The organism is Microbacterium sp. NPDC056057, assembly GCF_042266945.1.
Taxonomy (GTDB): domain Bacteria; phylum Actinomycetota; class Actinomycetes; order Actinomycetales; family Microbacteriaceae; genus Microbacterium; species Microbacterium trichothecenolyticum_C.
Map to the genome: position 1 here is coordinate 386,325 of NZ_JBHJWS010000003.1, position 17,342 is coordinate 403,666.

A 17,342-nucleotide genomic window follows, 5' to 3' on the forward strand; every position below is an offset into this window, starting at 1 on the left:
GGCCGCCGTCGGTGGGCCTCGGTAGGCTGGGGGAATGGCTTCCCCCGCACGCCGAGCACCCGCGAAGGCCGCGCGCAGCGCCATTCCCCAGCTGTCCTGGCGGGCTCCGCAGCCGGCGCCGATCGTGCTCGTCTCCGGGCCCGAGGAGGTCTGCGCCGAACGGGCGATCGCGGGCGTGCGCGACTATCTGCGCGCCGAAGACCCTACGCTCGAAGTGTCCGACATCCGTGCCGACGACTATGCCGCCGGCACACTCCTCGGCGTCACGTCGCCGTCGCTGTTCGGCGAGCCTCGACTGGTCCGGGTGAGCGGGGTCGAGAAGTGCTCCGACACGTTCCTCGCCGAGGCCGTCGCCTACCTCGCCGCGCCGCAGGACGGCGCGACGGTCGTGCTCAGGCACACCGGTGCGAGTGTGCGCGGCAAGAAGCTGCTCGACGCGATCCGTGCGGGGGAGGGCTCGGGCGTCGAGATCGCGTGCCCGGCCGTCAAGCGCGACTCGGACCGCTTCGACTTCGCCGCAGGCGAGTTCCAGACCGCGAAGAAGCGCATCGCGCCGACCGCGCTGCGCGCGCTCGTCTCCGCGTTCGCCGACGACCTCACCGAACTCGCGGCGGCGTGCCAGCAGCTCATCGCGGACGTCCCCGGCGACATCACCGACCAGGTCGTCGAGCGCTACTACGGGGGCCGCGTCGAGACGTCGGCCTTCACGGTCGCCGACACGGCGATCGCGGGGCGCTACGGCGAGGCGCTCATCGCGCTCCGGCACGCCCTGGCCTCCGGCGCCGACCCGGTGCCGCTCGTGGCGGCCGTCGCCATGAAGCTGCGCACGATGGCGCGGGTCGCGGGCAACCGCGAGCCGGCGAAGGCCCTTGCCTCGCGGCTGGGCATGAAGGACTGGCAGATCGATCGCGCGCGCCGCGACCTGGTCGGCTGGAACGAAGAGAGTCTCGGCCGCGCGATCCAGGCGGCGGCACGGGCGGATGCCGAGGTCAAGGGCGGCTCGCGCGACGCGGTGTTCGCCCTCGAGCGCATGATCACGGTGATCGCCACGCGCGCACCGTACGGCGCCTGACATGCGCCCGCGAACGCAAGCGAAAGGCCCGCCCCTTGCGGGACGGGCCTTCACGCGACTCGGAGTCGCGGAGCGTGTCAGAGGCTCAGAGAGCGGCGACCTGCTTGGCGATGGCCGACTTGCGGTTCGCCGCCTGGTTCTGGTGGATGACGCCCTTGCTGACGGCCTTGTCGAGCTTCTTGGTCGCCGTGCCCAGCGCCTTCTCGGCCGCGGCCTTGTCGCCGGCCGCGATCGCCTCGCGGGTGCGACGGACGTGCGTCTTCAGCTCGCTCTTGACGGCCTTGTTGCGCTCGCGCGCCTTCTCGTTGGTCTTGTTGCGCTTAATCTGCGACTTGATGTTCGCCACGTGTCGACGTCTTTCGTTCGAAGGTGAATCGGATTTGTGTGCCGGTCAGCGAGAGAGGGGCGCTTCGCGGCGGTCGTGAGGGCGAACCCACACGCAAGCCAAACAAGGATTCTACCAGGTGAACCGGTGACTCATTGACGTCCACAGGCGTGCACGGCAGAGCCCTTCGATGATGCATGATCTACGCGTGGGTGCGCGCGCCGCTGGGGATGCGCGCTCCGTGACGAAGGAGTCCGCCGTGCCGCAGCATCCGTCTGTCGATCTCTCGCCGTTCCCGCCGGGCTTCCGGTGGTCGGCGGCGACCGCCGCATTCCAAGTCGAGGGGTCGCGCGCCGCCGACGGGCGGGGCCGGTCGATCTGGGACGACTTCGTCGGCACGCCCGGCGCGGTGCGCGGCGGCGCGACCGCCGATCCCGGTCCTGACAGCTACCGACGTCACCACGAAGACGTGGCGCTGCTCGCTGGGCTGGGCGTCGACCGCTACCGCTTCTCGATCTCGTGGGTGCGCGTGCAGCCCGAGCCCGGCGGTCCTGTCCTGCAGGCGGGCCTCGACTACTACCGACGCCTCGCCGACGATCTGCTCGAGGCGGGGGTGACGCCCTTCGCGACGCTGTACCACTGGGATCTGCCGAGCGTTCTGGAAGAGCGCGGCGGATGGCTCGACCGCGACACGGCGCTGCGCTTCGGCGAGTACGCCGAGATCGTCGCGGAGGCGTTGGGCGACAGCATCCGCCACTGGTACACGCTCAACGAGCCGGTCTCGACGTCGCTGCAGGGCTATGCCGTCGGCACGCTCGCGCCGGGCAAGCAGTTGCTGTTCGGCGCGCTGCCGACCGTGCACCACCAGCTGCTCGCGCACGGCCTCGCCCTCCGCACACTGCGCGCGTCGGGCGCCGAGGAGGTCGGGATCGTCAACAATCACACCCTCGTGCTCCCGGCGGGTGAGACGGATGCCGACCTCGCGGCCGCGGCCGTGTATGACCTGCTCCACAATCGCGTCTTCGCCGACCCCGTGCTGACGGGCGCCTACCCCGACCTCGAGGCGTTCGGCATCCCGCCCATGCCGGTCGAGGAAGGCGATCTGGAGCTGATCTCCGCGCCGGGGGACTTCTACGGGATCAACTTCTACAACCCGACGACGATCGCCGCCGCGCCCGAGGGCAGCCCCGTCCCGTTCGAGATCGCGCCCACGCCCGGCGCGCCCGTCACCGGTTTCGGATCCGAGTGGCCGATCGTGCCCGCGGCCCTCACCGGCCTCCTGCTCGATTTCCGCGCACGCTACGGCGACCGCCTGCCGCCGCTCGTGATCGGCGAGAACGGGGCGTCCTTCCCCGAGCCTGACCACGTCGACGGACCCGTCGCAGACGCCGACCGCATCTCGTACCTCGCGGGACACATCGACGCCGTCGGCGCGGCCGCCGCTGCGGGCGTCGACGTGCGGGAGTACACGGTGTGGTCGCTCCTGGACAACTTCGAGTGGGCGGACGGCTGGTCCCAGCGGTTCGGTCTCGTCCACGTCGACTTCGACACCTCGGCACGCACGCCGAAGGCGTCGTTCGACTGGTACCGCGCCCTCATCGCGGAGGCACGCGCGTGAGCGTCCGGCAGGGCGCCAAGGTCGGCGTCGGCTGGTTCACGCTCTTCACGCTCGCGTGGCTCGCGCTGTGGACGGTGCAGCTCACGCCGCTGCAGCTGCTCATCCCGCTGCAGCTCAACACGCCCGACGATGCCGACGGGTGGGTGTCGGGCGTGGTGTCGTCCGGCCTCGTGCTGGCGATGGGCGGCGTCGCCGGCGTGATCGCCGCCCCGGTCGCCGGCGGCCTTTCCGATCGCACCCGCGGCAGGATGGGGCGCCGGCGCCCCTGGGCGCTCGGCGGAGTGTGGCTCGGCACCGCGTCGCTTGCCGCGATCGCCTTCGCATCGGGTCCGTGGGGCGTGGGACTCGCCTGGGTCGGCGTCTCGGTCGGCGTCGCCGTCGCCTCCGCGGCATTCACCGCCCTCATCGCCGATCAGCTCACGACGCAGCGGGGCGCAGCATCCGCCGCCGTCTCCTCGTCTCAGGCCCTCGGCATCGTCGTGGGCGTCGGTGTCATCGTGCTGCTCGAGCTCGGCGTCGTGGTCGGGTACCTCGTGCTCGCCGGCTTCCTCGCGATCGTCGGCACGGCGGCGGCGCTCCTCCTGCCGGACCCGCCGGCGCGCGGCGACACGGCCGCGGCCCGCCAGGTGCGCACTCTCGGGGAGCGACTCGCCGCATTTCGTGATCGCGACTTCGCGTGGCTGCTCGCCGGGCGCCTCACCGTGAACATCGGCAACGCGCTCGGAACCGGCCTGCTGCTCTTCTTCCTACTCTACGGCCTGCACCGCGACCCCGCGACGGCCGAGGACGAGCTGCTGCTCCTGATCCTCGTCTACACCCTGTTCGTGGTGGGCTCCTCGATCGCGTCGGGGTGGATCTCGGACCGCACCGGGCGACGGATCCCGTTCGTCGTGTGGTCGGCCGTCGTGCAGGGGCTCGCGTCGATCATCCTGGTGGTGGCGCCGTCGCTCACCACCGCGATGATCGCGGCGGCTCTCCTCGGCGTCGGCTACGGCGCGTACATGTCGGTCGGACTCGCCCTCGGCACGGACCTGCTCCCGTATCCCGAGGACCACGCCCGCGACCTCGGCTTCGTGAACGTCTCGGCGAGCCTCGGCCAGCTCATCGGCCCGCTCCTCGGCGCGGGTCTCGTCGCCCTCGTGGGCGGCTTCTGGCTGCTGTTCCTCGTGGGAGGCATCCTGTCGATCGCGGGCGGCTTCATGACGTACGCGATCCGCAGCCGCGAACGGCAGCCGTCAGGCGTGTGACGCCTCGAGCGTGCGGAGGGCGACTTCGAGCAGGGCGTCGAACACGCGCGGGCGCATCACCGTCACGTGATGGGTCGTCCGCGGCACGACGATCAGCTCTGCGTGCTGCGCGACCCTCATGAACAGCTTCTCGTTCAGGCGGAGCTGGTCCCACTGTCCGTTGACGAACCACAGCGGCACGTCGATGCGATGGAGGGCCGCGAGCAGATCGAGCACCGAGAGGCTGCGCAGCGCGATGTCCTGCGCATCGAGTGCGTAGCCGCCGGCGCCGAAGTCGGCGCGGGTCTCGTCAGGAAGGATGCGGTCGAGCATGCGGTCGGTCAGCCACATCCCGCGGTCGGGAAGGGAATCGAAGCCGCGGGCCAGCACGCGGTACGTCGCGAGCCCCACGCCGCGCGGGATCGCGGTGCACGAAGCCGCGATGAACCCCGCGACCGGTGGGGGATCCTCCGCACCCACGTATTCGATGCACAGCAGGCCGCCCATCGAGTGACCCGACAGCAGCACCGGGCCGCGCTCCGCGGCGGCGCGCACCGCGGAATCGATCGTGGCGAACGCGGACTCGAGGGTGAACTCCTCACTCATGCGGGAACCGTGCCCGGGGAGGTCGACCGCCGTCACCGGGTTGCCCCGCTCCGTCAGGTACTCCACCTGCGCGCGCCACATCGTCGCGGACGTCCGGATGCCGTGCACGAGCACGACCTGGACGACCATGACGCCAGGCTAGCCGTGCGCGCCCGCTTAGCATGGCGGCATGCCCGAGATCGCCCCGCACATCGCGCGCATGCCGGGTTCCGGTGTGCGTCACATCCTCGAGCGCGCACTGCGCCGCCCCGGCACGATCATCCTCGCGGTGGGGGAGCCGGGCGAGGTCGCGGGGGAGGGGATCAGGGATGCCGCGTCCCAGGCGTGGCGCGAGGGTGCGATCCGCTACACCCCCAACGGCGGCATCCCGGCGCTTCGCGAAGCGATCCGCGACAAGCTCGCTCGTGAGAACGCCCTCGACGTCGACCTCGAGCAGATCTGGGTCACGGTCGGCGCCACCCAGGCGCTGCACCTGGCGATGGCGCTCACCCTGTCGCAGGGCGACGAGGTGCTGGTGCCCGATCCCGGGTACACCACCTTCACGATGAACGCCCATCTCCTGCAGGCCACGCCGGTGCCGTATCCGCTGCGTCCCGAGCGCGCGTTCCAGCCCGATCTCGCCGAGCTCGAGTCGCTGGTCACCCCGCGGACGCGCGCGATCATCGTGAACACCCCCTCCAACCCCCTCGGGTCGACGTTCGACCGCCCGACGCTGGAGGCGCTGATCGGCCTGGCGCGCCGCCACGATCTGTGGCTCATCAGCGACGAGGTGTACGAGCGCTTCACGTGGGGTGAGCCGCACGTGAGCCCCGCGACGCTCGACGACGACGGCCGCGTGCTGTCGGTGTTCTCGATGTCGAAGACCTACGCGATGACCGGAGCGCGGGTCGGGTGGCTGGTCACGCCCCCGGGATGGCGGCAGACCATGCTGCGGGTGCAGGAGTCCGTGGTCAGCTGCGTCGACGAGCCGTCGCAGCGGGCGGCCGCAGAGGCGCTCATCGGCGACCAGGCGGCGGTCGGCCACAGTGCGGCGCACTACCGCGACAACCTCGCCGCCGCGACGGCGCTCCTCGACGCCCGGGGGCTCCGCTACCTCGACCCCACAGGGGCCTTCTATCTCTGGATCGACGTCGCACACGTCTCCGGCGGCGACGTCGTCGCCTGGTGCGAGCGGTTCCTCGACGAGCAGGGCGTCGCCGTCGCTCCAGGAAGCGCATTCGGCGCCTCGGGCGAGGGCTGGATCCGCGTGTGCGTGGCCAGCGACCGCGACGAGCTGCTCGACGGTCTGAGCCGCATCCCGTCCCCGGCCTGACCCGCACGCCGTCGCCGGGGTTCGTCGAGCGGCGCGCACCCGTACAATCGTCTGGACATGTCACCGCGCGCCCTGAAGCCCCTCGAGCCCTCTGCCACGCCGCCCGAGCTGATCCGCAACTTCTGCATCATCGCCCACATCGACCACGGCAAGTCGACGTTGGCCGACCGCATGCTGCAGATCACCGGCGTCGTCTCCGACCGCGACATGCGCGCGCAGTACCTCGACCGCATGGACATCGAGCGCGAGCGCGGCATCACGATCAAGTCGCAGGCCGTGCGCATGCCGTGGGCCACGGCTGACCAGACCTTCGCGCTGAACATGATCGACACCCCCGGTCACGTGGACTTCACGTACGAGGTCTCGCGTTCGCTCGCCGCCTGCGAGGGTGCGATCCTGCTCGTCGACGCTGCGCAGGGCATCGAGGCGCAGACCCTCGCGAACCTCTACCTCGCGCTCGAGAACGACCTCCACATCATCCCGGTGCTCAACAAGATCGACCTGCCGGCCGCCGACCCCGAGAAGTACGCCGCAGAGCTTGCCGGCCTCATCGGCGGCTCGCCCGATCACGTGCTGCGCGTGAGCGGCAAGACCGGCATGGGCGTCGAGACACTGCTCGACCGCATCGTCGAGCAGATCCCCGCTCCGAAGGGGAACCCGGATGCCCCGGCCCGCGCCATGATCTTCGATTCCGTGTACGACTCCTACCGCGGTGTGGTGACCTACGTCCGGATGGTCGACGGCAAGCTGGAGCCGCGCGAGCGCATCCAGATGATGTCGACCAAGGCGACGCACGACCTCCTCGAGATCGGAGTCTCGAGCCCCGAGCCGGTCCCCACCAGGGGGCTCGGCGTCGGCGAGGTCGGCTACCTGATCACCGGTGTGAAGGACGTCCGCCAGTCCAAGGTCGGCGACACGATCACCAACCACCGCAAACCCGCGACCGAGCCGCTGGCCGGCTACACCGACCCGAAGCCCATGGTCTTCTCGGGGATCTACCCGATCGACCAGAGCGACTACGCCGACCTGCGTGAGGCGCTGGACAAGCTCAAGCTGTCGGACGCGTCCCTCCAGTACGAGCCCGAGACGTCGGTGGCGCTCGGCTTCGGCTTCCGCTGCGGCTTCCTGGGCCTCCTGCACCTCGAGATCATCACCGAGCGCCTCTCGCGCGAGTTCGACCTCGACCTCATCACGACCGCGCCCTCGGTGACGTACGAGGTCACGACCGACACCGGCGAGACCGTCGTCGTGACCAACCCGAGCGAGTACCCGGACGGGCGCGTCGCCGAGGTGTCCGAGCCGGTCGTCAAGGTCGGCATCCTGCTCCCCAAGGACTACGTCGGCACCGTCATGGAGCTGTGCCAGTCCCGCCGCGGGTCGCTTCTGGGCATGGAATACCTCAGCGAGGACCGCGTCGAGCTGCGCTACCACATGCCCCTCGGCGAGATCGTGTTCGACTTCTTCGACCACCTCAAATCCAAGACGCAGGGCTACGCGAGCCTCGACTACGAGCCCGCCGGGTCGCAGACGGCCGACCTCGTGAAGGTCGACATCCTGCTGCAGGGCGACAAGGTCGATGCGTTCAGCTCGATCGTGCACCGCGACAAGGCGTACGCCTACGGCACGATGATGACCGAGCGCCTGCGCAAGCTCATCCCTCGTCAGCAGTTCGAGGTGCCGATCCAGGCCGCCATCGGCGCTCGCATCATCGCCCGCGAGAACATCCGCGCGATGCGCAAGGACGTCCTCGCCAAGTGCTACGGCGGTGACATCTCCCGTAAGCGCAAGCTCCTCGAGAAGCAGAAGGAGGGCAAGAAGCGCATGAAGATGGTCGGTCGCGTCGAGGTCCCCCAGGAGGCGTTCATCGCCGCGCTCTCAGGCGACGTCGAGGGTCCTGCCAAGAAGTGATGCGACTCGCGAAGTAGGCTGGAATCCATGCGTCGAGGAACCTTCCGTGACGACACCGTCGACTACGCCGCTGTCGGGGCGACCCAAGCGCCGGATCTGATGCAGTATCCGCCGGAGCGCAGCATCCCTGCAGAGCAGTCGTGGCGGATCGGCAGCGGCGAAGCGCGCTTCCGCGCCGCGAGCGAGGCGCTGATGTCGTGGACCGCCCAGCGCGGTGCCGGGCTCGACGTCACCGACGTGCGCCCTGCCTCCGGCCCCATGTACTCGGGGGTGAGCTTCGACGCCGAGGGCAACCCCGTCAAGCCCAGCCGCTCCGAGGCCGAGCAGCGCTTCGACGCGGACGGCACCCCGTTCGTCGGCGCGGGCACGACGATCCGCGTCGACGGCCGCGTCAGGGGGCTCCGCGCCGACGCGGAGCTGCGCGTCATCTTCGCCGTCGAGGAGCCTCGGCGGGTGGGCTTCGCGCTCGGGACCGTGAGTGACTCCGTCGTGAGCGGCGAGGAGTCGTTCATGCTCGACTGGTACGACAACGACGAGGTCTGGTTCACCGTCCGCGCGTTCGACGCTCCCCGTGCCGTGCTGTACCGGATGCTTCCGGGGCTCACGAAGCGCCGTCGTCGCGAGCTGTTCACGCGATACCTGCGCGCGATCTCGCCGCTGTACACGACTCCCGCGTGAGGCGCTGATGGGCTCCGCTCTTCCGCTCGGCGAGCCCGTTCCCTCGGACGGCTCGCTGCCGGCCGGCACGCGCATCGATCCGGCCGCAGAGTTCAGCGTGTATCTGCACGTCCCCTTCTGCCGCGTCCGCTGCGGGTACTGCGACTTCAACACGTACACGTCGTCCGAGCTGCGCGGCGCCCGCCAGGACGAGTACGCCGACACGCTCCTTCGTGAGATCGAGCTGGCGGCGCCCGTGCTCGAGCGCGCCGGCGGGAACCGTCCCGCGTCGACGGTGTTCTTCGGCGGCGGCACCCCGACGCTGCTCCCGCCCGGCGACCTCGCACGCATGCTCGCCGGCGTGCGCGACACGTTCGGTGTCGCCGACGGGGCCGAGATCACCGTCGAAGCCAACCCCGACACGGTGACGCCCGCGGTCGCGGCCGAGCTCGCGGCATCCGGTGTGACGCGCCTCTCCATCGGCATGCAGTCGGCCGTCCCGCACGTTCTCGCGGCCCTCGATCGCACGCACGATCCCGACAACGTCCGCACGGCGGTGGCCGCGGCGCGCGGGGCCGGGCTCGACGTCAGCGTCGACCTCATCTACGGCGCGCCGGGTGAATCGCTCGACGACTGGCGCACTTCGCTCGAGGCGGCGGTGTCCCTCGAGCCCGACCACATCTCGGCGTACGCGCTCATCATCGAGGACGGCACCAAGCTCGCTCGCCAGATCCGCCGTGGCGAGGTCGTCGCACCCGACGACGACCTGCAGGCCGACATGTACGAGCTCGCAGACGACCTGCTCGCGGACGCGGGGTTCGAGTGGTACGAGGTGTCGAACTGGGCGCGCGGTGACGCGCACCGCTCCCGCCACAACCTCGCATACTGGGTCGGCGCGGACTGGTGGGGCTTCGGCCCCGGCGCGCACAGCCATGTCGCCGGCGTGCGGTTCTGGAACGTCAAGCACCCCGCCGCTTACGCCCAGCGGCTGGCCGCGGGCGAGTCGCCGGCCGCGGGTCGCGAGATCCCGGATGCCGCGGCCAGGAACCTCGAGAGCGTCCTGCTGCGCACCCGCATCCGCGAGGGCCTCCCCGTCGAGGAGCTCCTCGGCGAAGGCCGTCACGCGGTCGCCGCGCTGATCGCGGACGGGCTCATCGAGGGTCCTTCCGCGCTGCGCGGGAGGGTCGTGCTCACGCGGCGCGGCCGCCTGCTCGCCGACGCGGTGGTGCGGGCGCTCACCGACTAGCCCCGGCGCGATCGCGGGTCGGACGACGATCGCGATCCATCCCGGCGTCGCTCGACGATCCTGGCAGGGGCATCGGATAGAATTGGCACTCCAGTCGTGCGAGTGCCAGCTGCGGCGTGAGGAGGCGGGATGGTCAGCGAACGAGGTCTGCAGGTGCTGCGGGCGATCGTCCAGGACTACGTCGACACGCGCGAGCCGGTCGGCAGCAAGGCGATCGTCGAACGGCACGCCTTCGGCGTGTCCGCCGCGACGATCCGCAACGACATGGCGCTGCTCGAAGACGAAGAGCTCATCGTCGCGCCCCACACCTCGTCGGGCCGCGTGCCCACCGACAAGGGCTACCGCGTCTTCGTCGATCATCTCGCAGAGCTCCGGCCGCTCTCGCCGGCCCAGCGGGCGGCCATCGCCTCGTTCCTCGACGGCTCCGGCGATCTGGACGACGTCCTCGTGCGCACCGTGCGCGCGCTCACGCAGCTGACCGGCCAGGTCGCGATCGTGCAGTACCCGTCGTTCGCGCGCGCGACGGTCACCCACGTCGAGCTGGTCCAGCTCGGCGGCGGACGGATGCTGGTGATCGTGGTCACCGACACGGGACGCGTGTCGCAGCGCCTGACGTTCGTCGGCGAGGACTTCGACGACGTCGACCTCGCGCACATCCGCGCGGGGCTCGGGACCCTTCTGGTCGGCCGGCCCGTCCGCGAAGGACTGCAGCGCATCGCCGAGCGCCTCGAGGGACCGGATGCGCAGGCTCCGGCGCACGAGCGCGCGACGGACGAGATCGTCCGCGCCGTCGCCGAGGAGCTCGAGGAGTTCCGCCAGGACAAGCTGGTGATGGCCGGCAGCGCCAACCTCGCACGCCGAGAATCCGACTTCCGCGGCAGCATCTATCCGCTTCTCGAGGCGATCGAGGAGCAGGTGACCCTGCTGCGGCTGATGGGCGAGATGGTCGCCGACGAACACGGCCTCGCCGCGAGCATCGGCCGTGAGAACGAGGCGTTCGGCCTGGCCGAGGCATCCGTCGTCGCCAGCGACTACGACGCGACGGGCTCTCTCGCCCGCGTCGGCGTGCTGGGCCCGACGCGCATGGATTACCCCACGAACCTCGCGACGGTCCGCGCCGTCGCGCGCTATCTCACGCGCATGCTCGAGCAGGACGACAGCTCCCGCTGACGCACGCGCGCACACACGATCCCGCGGCGCGGCCGCGGCAGGAAGGCGAAAGTGGCTGACCACTACGAGGTCCTCGGCGTCTCACGCGACGCCTCCACCGACGAGATCAAGAAGGCGTACCGGCGGCTGGCCCGACAGCTGCACCCGGATGTGAACCCGGGCGAGGAGGCATCCGAGCGCTTCAAGCTCGTGACGCACGCGTACGACGTCCTCAGCGACCCCGAGCAGCGCGCCCGCTACGACATGGGCGGCGGCGACTCGCCGTTCGGCGGCGGGGCCGGTGGCTTCGGCGGGTTCAACGACATCTTCGAGACCTTCTTCGGCGCGGCGGGCGGATCGCGCGGCGGCCGGCCCCGATCGCGTCGTGAGCGCGGCCAGGACGCGCTGGTCCGCGTCACCCTCGAGCTCGGCGATGTCGTGTTCGGCACGCATCGCGACATCGAGGTCGACACGGCCGTCGTGTGCGAGACCTGTCAGGGCTCGTGCTGCCAGCCCGGGACGAGCCCGGTGACGTGCGACATCTGCCACGGCACCGGCAACGTGCAGCGCCAGGTGCGCAGCCTCCTCGGCAACGTCGTCACGACGCAGCCGTGCAACGTCTGCCAGGGCTACGGCACGACCATCCCGTACCCGTGCGCGACCTGCCAGGGGCAGGGCCGCGTGCGCGCCCGCCGCACGGTGTCGCTCGACATCCCGGCCGGCGTCGAGACCGGACTCCGCCTGCAGCTGCCGGGTTCGGGCGAGGTCGGCCCGGCCGGCGGCCCCAACGGCGACCTGTACATCGAGGTCACGGTGCAGCCGCACGAGGTGTTCAGCCGTGACGGCGACGACCTGCTGGCGACGCTCGAGGTGTCGATGCCCGACGCGATCCTCGGCACGACGACGACCATCCAGTCGCTCGACGGCCCGGTCGACCTCGAAGTGCGGGCAGGCGTGCAGGCCGGCGACATCCTCACGATCAAGGGAAGGGGCATCACGCCGCTGCGCGGCACGCAGCGCGGCGACCTCAAGGTCGGCGTGCACGTGGTCACGCCCACACGCCTCGACCACAAGGAGCGCGCCCTCATCGAGGACTTCGCGAAGCGCACCAAGGCGCCGGCACCCAGGCTCGCAGAGTTCCACCAGGGCCTGTTCGCGAAGCTCCGCGACCGCTTCCGGAACAGCTGACCCGTGGCACTGCACTTCCTCCTCGACGAGCCCGTCGGCGCCGCTCCCGGCGACGCCGTGACGCTCACCGGCGCGGAGGCCCACCACGCCTCGACGGTGCGCCGGGTGCGCGTCGGCGAGGAGGTCACGGTCGGTGACGGCCGCGGCGCGTGGCTCACCGGCACGGTGGAGTCGGTGGCGCCCCGCGAGGTGGTCGTGCGCATCGACGGACGGACGGATGCTGCGCCCCCGAGCCCACGCATCGTGCTCGTGCAGGCCCTGGCCAAGGGGGATCGGGACGAGCTCGCCGTGCAGGCGGCGACGGAGCTCGGCGTCGACGAGATCGTGCCGTGGCAGGCTGCGCGCAGCGTGTCCCGCTGGGACGCGGCGAAGGCCGCGAAGGGCCGTGCCCGCTGGGCGACCATCGTGCGGGAGGCCGCGAAGCAGGCCCACCGCGCGTGGGTGCCGGAGGTAGCGGAGCTGACCACGACCGCGGAGCTCGCGCGCCGGGCAGCAGCATGCCTCGTCCTGATCCTCGAGCCGACGGCGACCGAGCGGCTCGGCGCACTCGCGGTGGACCCGGGTGACCAGCGCGACATCGTGCTCGTCGTCGGTCCCGAAGGCGGCATCGCCCCCGAAGAGCTCGACGCGCTCACGGCCGCGGGCGCGCGACTCGTGCGCCTCGGCGACACGGTGCTGCGCACCTCGACCGCGGGTCCCGCGGCGCTGGCCGTCGTCAGCACCGCGCTCGGGCGGTGGTGACGACTCGACAGGCTCACCGACCGGGAGGGGTCGCCGACTGCTCCCGGAGCCGGTCGCAAGGCCCCGTCGGTAGACTTGCGGCATGAGTGAACCTTCGATCTTCACGCGCATCCTGGACGGGGAGATCCCGTCCGAGATCATCGCAGAGACCGAGAACGCATTCGCCATCCGTGACATCGCCCCGAAGGCGCCTGTGCACCTGCTGGTGATCCCCAAGACCGAGGAGTACCGCGACGTCGTCGAGCTCGCCGCCGGCGACCCGGACCTCATGGCGGAGCTCGTGGGACTCGCGAACACCGTCGCCGCCGAGCATTCGGACGGGGATTTCCGCCTGGTCTTCAACACCGGCCCGAACGCGGGCCAGACCATCTTCCACGTGCACGCCCATGTGCTCGCGGGAGGCCTCGAAGAGAAGAGTATCGGTGCCTGATCAACCCGGTCATGAGACGGTGAGCGACCACGTCGAGGTCGACGGCGTCGCGATGGTGCAGCTTCTCGGTCCGCAGGACCGGCTGCTGCGGGTCGTCGAGAAGGAGCACCCGGGTGTCGACGTGCATGTGCGCGGCAACGAGATCACGCTCACGGGCGAGGCGCCGGCCGTCGCGGCGGCACGGACGCTGGTCGACGAGCTCGTCGCGATGACCCGAGCGGGTCACTCGCTCGGCGAGGACGACGTCGCGTCGTCGAACCGCATCCTCCGCACCGAAGGCGGGCCGCGCCCCTCGGAGGTTCTCGGTGAGGCGATCCTGTCATCGCGGGGCAAGGTCATCCGGCCGAAGACCCTCGGCCAGAAGGCCTATGTCGACGCGATGGAGGAGAACACCATCGTCTTCGGCATCGGCCCCGCCGGTACCGGCAAGACGTACCTCGCGATGGCGAAGGCCGTCCAGGCGCTGCAGCGCAAGGAGGTCAGCCGCATCATCCTGACGCGGCCGGCCGTCGAGGCGGGGGAGCGGCTCGGCTTCCTCCCCGGCACGCTCACCGACAAGATCGACCCGTACCTGCGCCCGCTGTACGACGCGCTCAACGAGATGATGGACCCGGAGCTCGTGCCCAAGCTCATGGCGACCGGGACGATCGAGGTCGCGCCGCTGGCCTACATGCGCGGCCGCACGCTCAACGACTCGTTCGTCGTGCTCGACGAGGCGCAGAACACCACCCCCGAGCAGATGAAGATGTTCCTCACGCGCCTCGGCTTCGGCACGCGCATGGTGGTGACCGGCGACATCACGCAGATCGACCTGCCGCAGGGCGCGTCGGGCCTGCGGCTGGTGACCCGCGTGCTCGGCGACATCGACGACATCCACTTCTCGTACCTGACCAGCGACGACGTCGTGCGCCACACCCTGGTGGGCCGCATCGTCGACGCCTACAGCGAATACGACGAGCGCCGGATGACCGCTCGTCGCGAACGGGACGAGGCATCCGAGTTCGCCAACCGCGCCGAGCGCCGCACCGCCACCGTGCGCGGCGGCGGACCCCGTGATCACCTTCCGAAGCGAGGACGCCCATGACCATCGAGATCGGCAACGAATCGGGGATCGCCGTCGATGAGACGGTCCTGCTGCGCCTCATGGAGCACAACCTCGCCGAACTGCACGTCAGCCCCGACGCCGACGTCGCGATCCTCCTCGTCGACGAGGGCGCGATGGAGGCGCTGCACGTCCAGTGGATGGACGAGCCGGGCCCGACCGACGTGCTGAGCTTCCCGATGGACGAGCTGCGCCCCGGCACCGAAGACGCCCCGACGCCTCCGGGCCTGCTCGGCGACATCGTCCTGTGCCCGCAGGTCGCCGAGACCCAGGCGGTGGCCGCGAAGCACTCCACGCTCGACGAGCTCATCCTCCTCACCACGCACGGCCTGCTCCACCTCCTCGGCTTCGACCACGCCGAGCCCGAGGAGGAGCGGGAGATGTTCGGACTGCAGCGCGAGCTCATCACCTCGTTCCAGGCATCCGAACGCCGACGACCTCGCGCATGACCGCCGCCCTCCTTCTCGTCGCCGCAGCGCTCCTGCTCGCGTTCGGCGCCCTCATGGTCGCGATCGACGCGGCGCTCAGCGTCACCTCCCGCGCGGACCTCGCCGAGCTCGGAGCAGGCGGCCGCAACGCGGCGTCGCTGCGGAAGATCGGGGACGACCCCGACGCGCATGCCAATGCCGTGATCTTCATCCGCGTGCTGGCCGAGACGACGGCCGCCGTGCTCGTCACCGTCGCCTTCGTCGACCTCTTCGACAACATCTGGTGGGCGATGCTCGCTGCGGCCCTGCTCATGACCGGCGTCTCGTACGTCGTCGTCGGCGCCAGTCCGCGGTCGGTGGGCCGGCTGCACGCCCGCCGGCTGCTGCGCGGGGCGGCTCCGGTGGTCCGCGGGGTGCGCATCATCCTGGGGCCGCTCGCCCACGGACTCGTCGCGCTCGGCACGCGCATCACGCCGGGCGCGTCGCGCGGCTCGTCCTTCGCGTCGGAGGAGCAGCTGCTCAGCATCATCGACGAGGCGGCCGAGAACGAGCTCATCGAACAGGACGACCGTGAGCTGATCCACTCGGTGTTCGACTTCACCGACACGTTCGTGCGGGCCGTGATGGTGCCGCGCACCGACATGGTGACGGTGGATGCCTCGACCTCGACGCGCGAAGCGATGACGCTGTTCCTCGAGAAGGGCGTCTCGCGCATGCCGATCGTCGACGACGATGCGGACGACGTCGTCGGAGTGCTGTACCTCAAGGACCTGGTGCAGTTCGGCTTCCGCGACGAGGCCGGGTGGCGGGATGCCCCGATCAGCCGGATCGCGCGCCCGGCGGTGTTCGTCCCCGAGTCGATGAAGGCCGAGACGCTGCTGCAGCAGATGAAGCGCGACGCCGTGCACGTGTGTCTCGTCGTCGACGAGTACGGCGGCGTGTCCGGACTCGTCACGCTCGAAGACCTCATCGAGGAGCTCGTCGGCGACATCTCGGACGAGTACGACCCGCGCGCCGAGGAGGTGACGGAGCTCGAGCCCGGTCACTATCGCGTGAGCGCCCGCCTCGGGCTCGACGAGGTCGGCGACCTGTTCGGCCTCGAGCTCGAGGACGAGGACGTCGACTCCATCGGCGGGCTGCTGGGCAAGGCCCTGGGCCGCGTGCCGCAGCCGGGCGCCACCGCCGAGTACGCCGGCCTCGTGCTCACCGGGGGTGCGTCGCGCGGGCGCGGGCGCGGCATCTCGACGGTGTTCGTCGAGCGCGGCGATCCTGCTCTCGACATCGGCCGCTCACCGCGCACGGGCGAGATCCGCATCGTGAGCCCCCGCACCGGCGAGATCCGGCTGCCTCGGAAGGAAGAGACGTCATGACCGAGAACGAGCCCACTCCGGACGCCGAGCCCGGCACCACCGCCGAGTCCGCCGCCCCCGAATCCGTTGAGGGCCGGTCCGGCTTCGTCACGTTCGTCGGGCGCCCCAACGTCGGCAAGTCGACCCTCACGAACGCCCTCGTGGGCGAGAAGGTCGCCATCACGAGCGACAAGCCCCAGACGACGCGCCGCGCGATCCGCGGCATCCTGAACCGGCCCGCCGGACAGCTCGTCATCGTCGACACCCCGGGACTCCACAAGCCCCGGACGCTCCTCGGTCAGCGTCTCAACGACCTCGTCGAGCAGGTGCTCGGCGACGTCGACGTCATCGGCTTCTGCGTTCCCGCGACCGAGAAGGTGGGCCCGGGCGACCGCCGCATCGCGGAGTCGCTCAGCGGGTACGGCCGCGCGAAGAAGGTCGCCATCGTGACCAAGACGGACGCCGCCTCCCGCGACCAGATCACCGAGCGGCTCATGGAGGTCGACAGCCTCCGCGAGGACTGGGCGGCCGTCATCCCGCTGTCGGCTCTCACCCGCGACCAGCTCGACGTGCTGAGCGACGAGCTGCTCTCCCTCATGCCCGAGGGACCCGCGCTCTATCCCGAAGGCGTCGTCACCGACGAGTCCACCGAGGACCGCATCGCCGAGATCATCCGCGAGGCCGCGCTCGACGGCGTGCGCGACGAACTGCCGCACTCGATCGCGGTCGTCGTGCAGGAGGTGGAGCCCCGCGAGGACTCCGACCTCACCGACATCTACGCCGACATCGTCGTGGAGCGCGACAGCCAGAAGGGCATCATCATCGGGCACAAGGGCTCGCGCCTGCGCGACGTCGGCGCTCGCGCCCGCGCGCAGATCGAGCCTCTCGTGGGCACCAAGGTGTTCCTCAAGCTGCACGTGCGGATCGCCAAGGAGTGGCAGCGCGACCCGAAGCAGCTGGGGCGTCTCGGCTTCTGATGCCGTCT

At 70.7% G+C, this 17,342-nt stretch carries 17 protein-coding genes; 15 read left to right on the forward strand and 2 right to left on the reverse strand.

Going from position 1 to position 17,342, the window contains the following annotated elements; all coding sequences use genetic code 11:
• The first annotated feature begins 34 nt into the window (after positions 1-34).
• Positions 35-1,072, forward strand: coding sequence for a DNA polymerase III subunit delta (gene holA / locus ACFC1K_RS13895; protein WP_310291022.1), 1,038 nt, complete (start codon positions 35-37; stop codon positions 1,070-1,072).
• A gap of 85 nt (positions 1,073-1,157) precedes the next feature.
• On the opposite strand, the gene rpsT is transcribed toward holA, so the two are convergent.
• Positions 1,158-1,418: a 30S ribosomal protein S20 gene (gene rpsT / locus ACFC1K_RS13900; protein WP_310291020.1), complete on the reverse strand. Its 261-nt coding sequence runs from the start codon at positions 1,416-1,418 to the stop codon at positions 1,158-1,160.
• A gap of 220 nt (positions 1,419-1,638) precedes the next feature.
• On the opposite strand from rpsT, the gene ACFC1K_RS13905 reads away from it, so the two are divergent.
• Together ACFC1K_RS13905 and ACFC1K_RS13910 are read left to right on the forward strand one after the other, a co-directional pair.
• Positions 1,639-3,015 (forward strand): GH1 family beta-glucosidase, encoded by a 1,377-nt coding sequence (locus tag ACFC1K_RS13905; RefSeq protein WP_375872069.1) that lies wholly within the window; start codon positions 1,639-1,641, stop codon positions 3,013-3,015.
• Complete coding sequence (locus ACFC1K_RS13910) at positions 3,012-4,262, forward strand: MFS transporter (protein WP_310291015.1); 1,251 nt, start codon at positions 3,012-3,014, stop codon at positions 4,260-4,262. Before ACFC1K_RS13905 ends, ACFC1K_RS13910 begins: the two co-directional genes overlap by 4 nt.
• On the opposite strand, the gene ACFC1K_RS13915 is transcribed toward ACFC1K_RS13910, so the two are convergent.
• Positions 4,251-4,976 (reverse strand): alpha/beta fold hydrolase, encoded by a 726-nt coding sequence (locus ACFC1K_RS13915; RefSeq protein WP_375872070.1) that lies wholly within the window; start codon positions 4,974-4,976, stop codon positions 4,251-4,253. The genes ACFC1K_RS13910 and ACFC1K_RS13915 overlap by 12 nt on opposite strands.
• A 40-nt stretch (positions 4,977-5,016) precedes the next feature.
• On the opposite strand from ACFC1K_RS13915, the gene ACFC1K_RS13920 reads away from it, so the two are divergent.
• The 12 genes from ACFC1K_RS13920 (at position 5,017) to era (ending at position 17,334) form a co-directional block, all read left to right on the forward strand.
• The gene (locus ACFC1K_RS13920; protein WP_375872071.1) at positions 5,017-6,159 is read left to right on the forward strand and encodes a pyridoxal phosphate-dependent aminotransferase; all 1,143 of its coding nucleotides are present in this window, start codon (positions 5,017-5,019) and stop codon (positions 6,157-6,159) included.
• A gap of 57 nt (positions 6,160-6,216) precedes the next feature.
• Positions 6,217-8,067, forward strand: a complete 1,851-nt coding sequence (gene lepA / locus ACFC1K_RS13925; protein ID WP_375872072.1) for a translation elongation factor 4 — start codon at positions 6,217-6,219, stop codon at positions 8,065-8,067.
• Positions 8,068-8,094: 27 nt separating this feature from the next.
• The gene (locus ACFC1K_RS13930) at positions 8,095-8,745 is read left to right on the forward strand and encodes a DUF1990 family protein (RefSeq protein WP_375872073.1); all 651 of its coding nucleotides are present in this window, start codon (positions 8,095-8,097) and stop codon (positions 8,743-8,745) included.
• A gap of 7 nt (positions 8,746-8,752) precedes the next feature.
• Positions 8,753-9,970: a radical SAM family heme chaperone HemW gene (gene hemW / locus ACFC1K_RS13935; protein ID WP_375872074.1), complete on the forward strand. Its 1,218-nt coding sequence runs from the start codon at positions 8,753-8,755 to the stop codon at positions 9,968-9,970.
• A 129-nt stretch (positions 9,971-10,099) separates the two neighbouring features.
• Complete coding sequence (hrcA, locus tag ACFC1K_RS13940; protein WP_310291000.1) at positions 10,100-11,140, forward strand: heat-inducible transcriptional repressor HrcA; 1,041 nt, start codon at positions 10,100-10,102, stop codon at positions 11,138-11,140.
• 51 nt (positions 11,141-11,191) lie between these two features.
• Positions 11,192-12,307, forward strand: a complete 1,116-nt coding sequence (gene dnaJ, locus ACFC1K_RS13945; RefSeq protein ID WP_375872075.1) for a molecular chaperone DnaJ — start codon at positions 11,192-11,194, stop codon at positions 12,305-12,307.
• A gap of 3 nt (positions 12,308-12,310) precedes the next feature.
• Entirely contained in the window at positions 12,311-13,048 is a 738-nt protein-coding gene (locus ACFC1K_RS13950) for a 16S rRNA (uracil(1498)-N(3))-methyltransferase (RefSeq protein WP_375872076.1), read from the forward strand.
• Positions 13,049-13,130: 82 nt separating this feature from the next.
• A complete protein-coding gene (locus tag ACFC1K_RS13955) occupies positions 13,131-13,478 on the forward strand; it encodes an HIT domain-containing protein (RefSeq protein WP_310290992.1) in 348 nt (115 codons plus the stop codon).
• Positions 13,479-13,530: 52 nt separating this feature from the next.
• Positions 13,531-14,562 carry a PhoH family protein gene (locus ACFC1K_RS13960; protein ID WP_310291797.1) on the forward strand — a complete coding sequence of 344 codons (1,032 nt, stop codon included), beginning with the start codon at positions 13,531-13,533 and terminating at the stop codon, positions 14,560-14,562.
• On the forward strand, positions 14,559-15,029 hold the full coding sequence (gene ybeY / locus ACFC1K_RS13965; RefSeq protein ID WP_310246792.1) for an rRNA maturation RNase YbeY: 471 nt from the start codon (positions 14,559-14,561) through the stop codon (positions 15,027-15,029). Before ACFC1K_RS13960 ends, ybeY begins: the two co-directional genes overlap by 4 nt.
• Positions 15,026-16,378 (forward strand): hemolysin family protein, encoded by a 1,353-nt coding sequence (locus ACFC1K_RS13970; RefSeq protein ID WP_310290990.1) that lies wholly within the window; start codon positions 15,026-15,028, stop codon positions 16,376-16,378. The genes ybeY and ACFC1K_RS13970 overlap by 4 nt, the downstream gene beginning before the upstream one ends.
• Positions 16,375-17,334 (forward strand): GTPase Era, encoded by a 960-nt coding sequence (gene era, locus ACFC1K_RS13975; RefSeq protein ID WP_375872077.1) that lies wholly within the window; start codon positions 16,375-16,377, stop codon positions 17,332-17,334. The genes ACFC1K_RS13970 and era overlap by 4 nt, the downstream gene beginning before the upstream one ends.
• The last annotated feature ends 8 nt before the right edge of the window (positions 17,335-17,342 follow it).